We start from the raw sequence: 8,358 nt of genomic DNA, 5'->3' as shown, positions 1-8,358 counted from the left end.
GCCGATGGAGGGACTCGAACCCACGACCTGCTGATTACAAATCAGCTGCTCTAGCCAGCTGAGCTACATCGGCTTTTATATAACTTTTTGGCTATAAAAAAAGCCCGCTATTTCTAACGGACTGCAAATGTAAAGATTTATTTATTTATTCAAAACATTTTTTGAAAAATTTTACTACATATGTGCTCTTAATTTCTCTTTTCGCCTTTTAAGTTGTCTTTCTAATGACGAAATTGCCATATCTGTGCCTTCTTCAAAAGTTTTACATTGTTTTTTTACTATAAAACTATCGCCAGGAACTTTTACTCTTGCTTCAAAAATTTTATTTTCTTTATCGCTTGTGTTCTCAACTTTCAAATACACATCAGATTGTATGACCTTATCATAGAACATATCTAATTTATCCATTCGTTTTTGGATAAAATCAATTAACTTCTTGTCTGCATTAAAATTTACAGATTGTGTGTTTACCTTCATAATCTTTCTTTATTGGTTAGACAATATTACTTTTTACTTCTTGGATGTGTATTTGAATACACTTTTTTTAATTCGGCTATACTATTATGCGTATAGACTTGTGTAGCTGCTAAACTTGAATGACCAAGAAGTTCTTTAACAGCATTTAGGTTTGCACCTTGATTGAGTAAATGAGTCGCAAATGAGTGCCTTAATATGTGTGGACTCCTTTTTACTTTTGTAGATACCTTACTAAAGTAGTTATTTATAATTCTGTAAACAAGAGTTTCATAAATTTTAACTCCTTTTTTCGTAAGAAACAAATATGGCTTATCGGTAATTGTTTCCAATTTATTCCTTTGTTCCATATAGTCTTTAATTGTTTTTAAGACTGAATCAATTAGTGGTATAAATCGTTCTTTGTTCCGTTTACCTAAAACCTTTAAAATTTTATTTGATAAATCGACATCGGTTAGTTTAAGTTGTACTAATTCTATGCGTCTAATTCCTGTAGCATAAAAAAGTTCGATGATTAATCGGTTTCGTAGTCCTTCAAAATCTCTAGCAGAATTTAGTTCGTCCAAAACGAATTGCATTTCTTTTTCCGAAAACGGGACTTGTATTTTCTTGCTAACCTTTAATGCTCTATGCTTAGTTAATGGATTGACCTCAATGGTATTCGTTTTCAACAGGAACTTATAATAGGTATTAAGTGAAGACACTTTCCTATTTATACTTCGGTTTGATATTTCACTTTCAACCAAACTCACAATCCAATTTCGTATTTGTTGATAGTTAACTTGCTCTACGCTGTCTGTTTGAAATTCTGAAACTATGAATACCTGAAATGCTTCTAAGTCGGCAACATAAGCTTTCAGCGTAAGCTTTGAATAGTTTTTTTCTAGCAAGAGATAATCTGAAAATGCTTTAAAAGCCATGTTGTATAATTTCCGAAGTAAGATACTATTTACTACTTGAATGTAGTGTAAAATTAAAAGTACAACCTTTTTTAATTACTATTTCAGATAAGCACAAAAAAAATCCCATTATTTCTAATGGGATTTAATATTTTGAAAAAGCTTAAATTATACGGCTTCTTGATCTCTTAGACCTTGAACGTATTGTGCTTTTTGAACTTGAACTCTACGTGCTATAGAAGGTTTTGTAAACTGCTTACGTTCTTGCAACTGATTTTTAACCGTTGTCTTCACAAACTTACGTTTGTAACGTTTTAGCGCTCTATCTATATTTTCTCCTGCTTTTACTGGAATTATTAACATAGTTCTTAACCTCCTCTCTTTTAAAATTTTTAAGGCTGCAAATATAGAAACTAATTTAAAATGTTCAATTAATTTTTTTAAAAAATTTTAACTAATCTTTAAATAGAGAAGAACGAGTACTTAAATCTTCAATAAGTTTTTCATCTTCCTCACTTTCTAAAAGGATATTGTAGTTTTTCCAGAATGCCTTGTTGTATGGCTTTGGTGAAAAGATATCCATATCCCATTCACTATCAAGTGTCATATTTATAACTTCTTTGTCTAAAATGATTTCTGAAAATAATATTTCTTGTACAGTATAATAATAACGTTCCTCTTTATTGTAACGTTCTTTTTCTTCGTCACTAACTTTTTCATCTGCCTTAAAACCGACATTGACCAATTTTGGCGTTTCATAATAAATATAATTGGGATACATCTTATCCTTATATTCCATATAGTTAATAACCAGTTTATGATTTACTTGAGTATCAAATAATCGCTTACTTCTCACTTTTTGCGCATCGGAAGCAGCAACAAGTTCATACTCTACCTTCTTAATCGCATAGTTATCATAATATATATAAAGCCATCCTTTTGCGACATAACCTTCATTAAAAATCCCTTTGGTGCCTAAGCCTACAAAATCTTTTCCTTCGGAGATTTTAATTTTATAGATTTTACGGTCATTATCTACCAAAATCGTATCCAGCTCAAACTTATGTCTGTCTAAAATATCTTCACCAAACAAAGCTTTGGTATCATCTGCATTACGAAGTAAATTTAATTTTCCTTGAAATATATTCTGAAGTCCGTTAACACGGTTATCATTCCATTTGATTGCTTTCACTAATTGAGATGTCTTAAGCCCATTTCTATTTACATCTTTAGGTTTAATTCGACTACGAGAGTTTTGATTTTTATAAGACACATAAGAAAATATACTATCCACATCTCGCAAATCATAGCTTTTACGCATTTGATCAACATTAATCTTTAAATACTCTGAACTTTTAGATCCGTAACCAGAATCGTAAACCGTAATCGCACTTTCTATTAGCCATTTAAATTCGATCTTATTACGTTCTTTATGTCTTAAGAATCCTTTTTGGATGTATGCTGAATCTGGTAAATTAACCTCCAGTTTTTTGATGGCTTTCAATACGATCTCATTTCCTGTTTTTGGTCGCGCTTCAGCAATGAGAACAATCTCATCTAGTGAAGCAATATCTTCTTCGAGATAAATTTCGGTAGTATTATCAAATTCATTTACAGGTATTCTAAAACTCTTGTAACCTATTGAAGAAATAATCAATGTGTCTGCAGAAAATTCTTTGGCCACTTGAAGCACAAACTTTCCGTCAGAATTACTCACGGTACCCATAGTTGTATTCTTGATATAGATACTCGCACTTTCGATAGGAATTAAAGTTCCGAAATCGACAATTTTGTTTTTGAGTTCGGTTTGAGAATAGCCGACAATTGCAAAAAGCAGAACAAATACTACTAGAAGCTGTTTTAGGTTTTTATGTACCATACTAGGTGTTCTTTTAAATTATTGGGAACAGTTTGGTTAGCCGTTTTCCGAAGAAAAATTATGTTGCAGGTTTGTAATCTTTGTCATCGATTACCATCTTCGCTATTATTTCTCTGAGGATCTCAGAAGTTCCACCACCAATTGGCCCCAATCTGCTATCACGCAATAACCTTGCCAATGGATATTCTTCCATATAACCATAACCTCCTAAAAACTGAAGGCATTGGTAAATCACTTCGTCTGCCATTTTAGTCGAACGCAATTTAGAAATTGTCGCTTCTTTAACTACATATTCACCTTTATCTAATCGTTCGGCAACCGTATAATTAAATTCCTTACACATGACCATATCTGCATAACAATCGGCAAATGAATGACGCAAAGCCTGGAACTTATCTATCGATTTTCCAAATGCTTGTCTTTCGCTCATATATTGTTTTGCATAATCTAAAGCAAATTCAGCTCTAGCATGTGCATTTATTCCCATTATCAAGCGTTCTAATGCGAAATGCTGCATAATGTATGGAAATCCTTTGTCTTCCTCTCCCATTAAGTTAGAAGCAGGAATTATTACATTGTCAAAGGCAATTTCGCCAGTATCTGAAGCTCGCCATCCTAATTTGTCAAGTTTGGTTGCAGAGATTCCTGGTGTATCACGATCCATGATAAAAATACTAATCCCTTTGTTGCCTAGTTCAGGTGTTGTTTTAGCTGCAACGACCAAATAATCGCTGTAAATACCATTTGTAATAAATGTTTTTGAACCATTAAGCACATAGGTATCTCCTTTTTTAACTGCAGTAGTTCGCATTCCGGCAACATCACTACCCCCAAAAGGTTCTGTAATACATAAGCATCCTATTTTTTCTCCTGTAATACTTGGAGCAAGATATTTTTCTTTGAGCGCATGATCTCCTTCTTTATTGACATGTGTCATGGCCAAATAGGCATGTGCCCAAATCGCTGCTGAAAAACCACCGGAATTAATTTTTTGAAGTTCCTCGAGTAAAATAACCGTATAAAATAAGTCAAGGTTCAATCCTCCATACTCCTCAGGATAAGCTATTCCGAAAAAGCCCATTTCACCAAACTTCTCCCAAATGAAACGCTCTATATGTCCTGTTTCCTCCCATTTTTCAATATGCGGAACAACTTCTTTTTGTAAAAAATCTTTTAAACTTTGTCTGAATAATTCGTGCTCTTCGGTGAAGTACCTACTGCTCATAACCTGTCTTTTTTGTAGTTTTAATCAAAGGTCAAATATAACTTAATTATCTCACTTCTTTTCACGGGAAAACCTTTAACTTTTGTTAATTCATCTAACGATTTAAAACCTTCTCTAAGTGTGCGTTGTTCGATGATATTTTGAGCAATTTCGTAATCAATATATTTTATCGTTACCAATTGATTTAAAGTTGCTTTATTTATATTGATTTTAGTAATGAGTTTTGCTGTTTTTACTGTGAACTCGTTCAGTACACGTTGGATGACTTCGAGAGATAATCCATAAACTTCTTGAAGCTGTACATCTGCGACAAAACCATCAGATTTTGTTCTGTAATTCACGATACGCTCTGATAGTTTTTCACCTATTCCATAAACACGTTTTAGTTGAGCTGCGGAAGCTGTATTCAGATCTTGTTTTTGAGCAAAAGTTTTAGGTTTTGAATTAGCAGAATAGCCAGAATTATAAGTTGATCTAGGTTTCGGATTTGTCACCCAATCTGGGAACTTAAAATAAGGCGATATTCCAGTTAAAAGTGAATCGGAAACCTGGGTTACAATTTGAAATTCTTCAGCAGAGTTTACCCATTTGTTTGTTTTTCTAAAAACATGTAATCTATCAATTTCTTCATTAGACATTCCAAGCGTATAGCCTTTATAATCTGTGATGAAATTAGGGTTAAACGGATAGATTTTCAGCTGGTTCTCTTTTGATTTTATCTGTTTTAGAGAATCGACTTCTGCTCTAAACTTAGCAACCAATAGTGTGTCGCTTTCAAATTTTTCCGAAGAAAAATCAATAAAATAATACGCACATTGAACAATTAAGATCAGTATTAGCAATAAAAAAATCCCACTTCGTTGTTGTTTAGTAAACGTGAAGTGGGATTTTATATGTTTCATAATATCGTTTATGCTTTTTTAGCTTTTATAGCATCCTTATATTTTTTCAACTCGTCTCTAACTTTAGGTGCTAAAATGACCAAACCAATCATGTTTGGTACCATCATCGCAAAAATCATCGCGTCTGAAAAACCAATTACAGAACCAAGACTAATTGATGCTCCAACTATAACGAATAAACAGAATACTATTTTGTAAGTATATTCCATTTTCTTTGTTCTTCCAAACAAATATGCCCAACCTTGGTATCCGTAATATGACCAAGAAATCATTGTACTAAATGCAAATAATACTACTGCAACAGTTAATACATATGGGAACCATGAAATCGCAGATTGGAATGCTCCTGAGGTTAATAAAATTGCTCCAGCATCATCTAAACCTGAGTTTGCCGCTGTAACATTTCCTGTTATAATTAATACTAAAGCAGTCATTGTACAAACAACTACAGTATCAATAAATGGTTCTAATAAGGCCACCAAACCTTCACTCGCTGCATACTTAGTTTTTACTGCTGAATGCGCAATTGATGCAGAACCAATACCAGCTTCATTTGAAAAAGCGGCTCGTCTAAATCCTTGTACTAATACTCCAATTGCTCCACCTGCTACTCCTTCTGGGCTAAATGCACCATTAAATATTTGGGCAAATGCATCGCCAATCATATTATAATTTATAAAAATCACAAATAATGAAGCTGCTACATATATAACGACCATAAATGGAACAATCTTATCGGTTACTTTAGCGATTTTTTTGATTCCTCCAATAATTACGATACCAACGAAAATGGCCATAACTAAACCAAACACCCATCTATAACCATGAATAAATGATTCTTCACCTCCAGTCATGTGTTCAAACAACTGTGCCGCTTGATTAACCTGAAACATGTTTCCACCTCCAAACGATCCACCAATAACAAAAACAGCAAATACTGCAGCTAATACTTTACCTAAACCTGCAAGGCCTTTAGATTTCAATCCTTTGGTTAAATAATACATTGGTCCGCCAAAAACGGTTCCATTTTCATCAATATCTCTATACTTTACACCTAACGTACACTCCACAAATTTTGAAGCCATACCTAAAAACCCAGCAACAATCATCCAGAATGTTGCTCCAGCTCCACCAATTGAAACCGCAATAGCAACACCTGCAATATTTCCTAAACCTACAGTTGCCGATAAAGCAGCAGTCAAAGCTTGAAAATGAGATACTTCTCCAACATGACCTTCAATAGCTATCGTCTCTATCGCATCACCTCCAGGGGTTGAATCTCCTGCGCCTACCATTGATTCGTGATGATCTATATCATCATACTTTCCTCGAACAATGTTTATAGATGTCCAAAAGCCTCTAAAATTAATACCCTTAAAATAAAATGTAAAATAAAGGGCTCCAATAATTAATGGAAATAATACCCAAAAGACTTTAACGCCTCCTCCAAAATCAATTTGATAAAAAATGAAGTTTACAAACCATCCTGTAGCATCTCCAAAGGCTTGATCAATTTTTTGATCAACACCCATTTCTTGGGCATCTTGAGCAAAGGATAAAATTGGTAATACGAGTGCAAAAAGTGAAAGAAGATATTTCTTCATACTTGAGTTATTTAAGTTAGTTAGTTTTTTTACAAGGTCACAAGATGCTAAAAAAAAACGACTTTTTAAAAAACACCTTGTTAAAATGAAACTTGATTTAAGTAATGTCGTAAAGCGAATTGAGTTTTTGAATTTGCTCAGGTCGTCCTAAAACGATGACTTTCGAATTCGGCACCAATTTTAAATCAGCTTCAGGGTTTACAATATAGTCTCCTTGATCATCCTTAAAACCAATCACTGTACAACCCGTTTTTTTTCTAAGGTCTAAATCTCTAATCGTTTTTATTTCAGAAGACTTATAAAGCTTATCAACCGCTATTTCTTCTATATTGATATTTGTTTCACCAACAATAGATAGATTATCGATAAACTCTATTAAATCTGGCACAACCACCAATGATGCCATGTGATCACCACCAATTCTATCTGGCAAAATCACGTTGTTAGCACCTGCTAGTTTTAATTTTTGATATGACGTTTCCTGTGACGCGCGACTTATGATACTCATTTTACCATTGATTTGTCTTGCTGACAGCACAACAAACAAATTATCTGCATCATTGGGCAACGCAGAAATTAAGGTACTTGCTCTATCTATACCTGCTTGAAATAGAACTTCGTCTTCATTAGCATTTCCAAAAACAAAAGGCACCATCTCACTTTGAAATTTATCAATGGTCACCTTGTTTTTCTCAATCACTACAAAAGGTTTTTTATAAGCCAGTAATTTTTTCGCCGCTTGCTTTCCATTTCTTCCGTAGCCACAAATAATAATGTGATTTTTGAAGCCGTCAATTTTCTTTTGCATCTTTCTTTGTTTTAGTTCTTCAAAATTATTCTTACTTAAAATATATTCGGTGATTACTGCAATCGCGTACCCAAGAATAACAACACTAGCCAAAATTAATAAAATGGTAAATATTTTTCCATTGTCATCTAAGGGATGTACTTCTTTAAAACCAACAGTAGTAATTGTAATAACTGTCATATATATCGAATCCACCCACGAATAATTAGCCATGGACTTGAAGCCAGCAACACCAATAAGTATAATTAATGACAATAAAGATATTGCCGTATAAATCTTGTTTCTAAAAAGTCTAAATAGTGGATTCATAGTTTATAAATCAAATACAGATGATCGTTTAGTGTAGATAATGTCTTTGATTCTCATCCAAAATGCAAAGAACAAATACAAAGCAAAACCAAACCCTAATGTAACGAATGTGAGATACATGAATGAGGTACGAACCACTTTTGCCCTAATTCCTAAACGATCTGCAATACGTTGGCAAACGTAATACCCTCGTTTTTGAAAATAGTATAGTATTTGATAAAATAATTTCATGTGTTTGTTCTCATTGTTTTAAAAGTC

Annotated in this window: 9 protein-coding genes and 1 tRNA gene; all 10 read right to left on the bottom strand. The window is 33.3% G+C overall.

Annotated elements, in window-relative coordinates; translation table 11 throughout:
* Window positions 1–73: transfer RNA gene (locus tag V7719_RS03655), tRNA-Thr, on the bottom strand.
* A 101-nt stretch (window positions 74–174) separates the two neighbouring features.
* On the bottom strand, window positions 175–477 hold the full coding sequence (gene hpf, locus V7719_RS03650) for a ribosome hibernation-promoting factor, HPF/YfiA family (RefSeq protein ID WP_335728498.1): 303 nt from the start codon (window positions 475–477) through the stop codon (window positions 175–177).
* Between the two features lie 26 nt (window positions 478–503).
* Window positions 504–1,394: a tyrosine-type recombinase/integrase gene (locus V7719_RS03645; protein ID WP_335728497.1), complete on the bottom strand. Its 891-nt coding sequence runs from the start codon at window positions 1,392–1,394 to the stop codon at window positions 504–506.
* A 147-nt stretch (window positions 1,395–1,541) separates the two neighbouring features.
* Window positions 1,542–1,736, bottom strand: coding sequence for a 30S ribosomal protein S21 (rpsU, locus tag V7719_RS03640; RefSeq protein WP_335728496.1), 195 nt, complete (start codon window positions 1,734–1,736; stop codon window positions 1,542–1,544).
* A gap of 91 nt (window positions 1,737–1,827) precedes the next feature.
* A complete protein-coding gene (locus V7719_RS03635) occupies window positions 1,828–3,252 on the bottom strand; it encodes a carboxypeptidase-like regulatory domain-containing protein (RefSeq protein WP_335728495.1) in 1,425 nt (474 codons plus the stop codon).
* A 58-nt stretch (window positions 3,253–3,310) separates the two neighbouring features.
* On the bottom strand, window positions 3,311–4,477 hold the full coding sequence (locus V7719_RS03630) for an acyl-CoA dehydrogenase family protein (protein WP_335728494.1): 1,167 nt from the start codon (window positions 4,475–4,477) through the stop codon (window positions 3,311–3,313).
* A 20-nt stretch (window positions 4,478–4,497) separates the two neighbouring features.
* Complete coding sequence (locus V7719_RS03625) at window positions 4,498–5,379, bottom strand: ComEA family DNA-binding protein (protein ID WP_335728493.1); 882 nt, start codon at window positions 5,377–5,379, stop codon at window positions 4,498–4,500.
* 8 nt (window positions 5,380–5,387) lie between these two features.
* Window positions 5,388–6,983, bottom strand: a complete 1,596-nt coding sequence (locus V7719_RS03620) for an alanine/glycine:cation symporter family protein (protein WP_335728492.1) — start codon at window positions 6,981–6,983, stop codon at window positions 5,388–5,390.
* 97 nt (window positions 6,984–7,080) lie between these two features.
* On the bottom strand, window positions 7,081–8,100 hold the full coding sequence (locus V7719_RS03615) for a potassium channel family protein (RefSeq protein ID WP_335728491.1): 1,020 nt from the start codon (window positions 8,098–8,100) through the stop codon (window positions 7,081–7,083).
* Between the two features lie 3 nt (window positions 8,101–8,103).
* Window positions 8,104–8,331 carry a PspC domain-containing protein gene (locus V7719_RS03610; protein WP_335728490.1) on the bottom strand — a complete coding sequence of 76 codons (228 nt, stop codon included), beginning with the start codon at window positions 8,329–8,331 and terminating at the stop codon, window positions 8,104–8,106.
* Window positions 8,332–8,358: the final 27 nt, after the last annotated feature.

The sequence above is a fragment of the Psychroserpens sp. genome, assembly GCF_036960315.1.
In the GTDB taxonomy this organism is placed as follows: domain Bacteria; phylum Bacteroidota; class Bacteroidia; order Flavobacteriales; family Flavobacteriaceae; genus Psychroserpens.
This window is presented reverse-complemented; position numbering and strand designations above follow the sequence as displayed.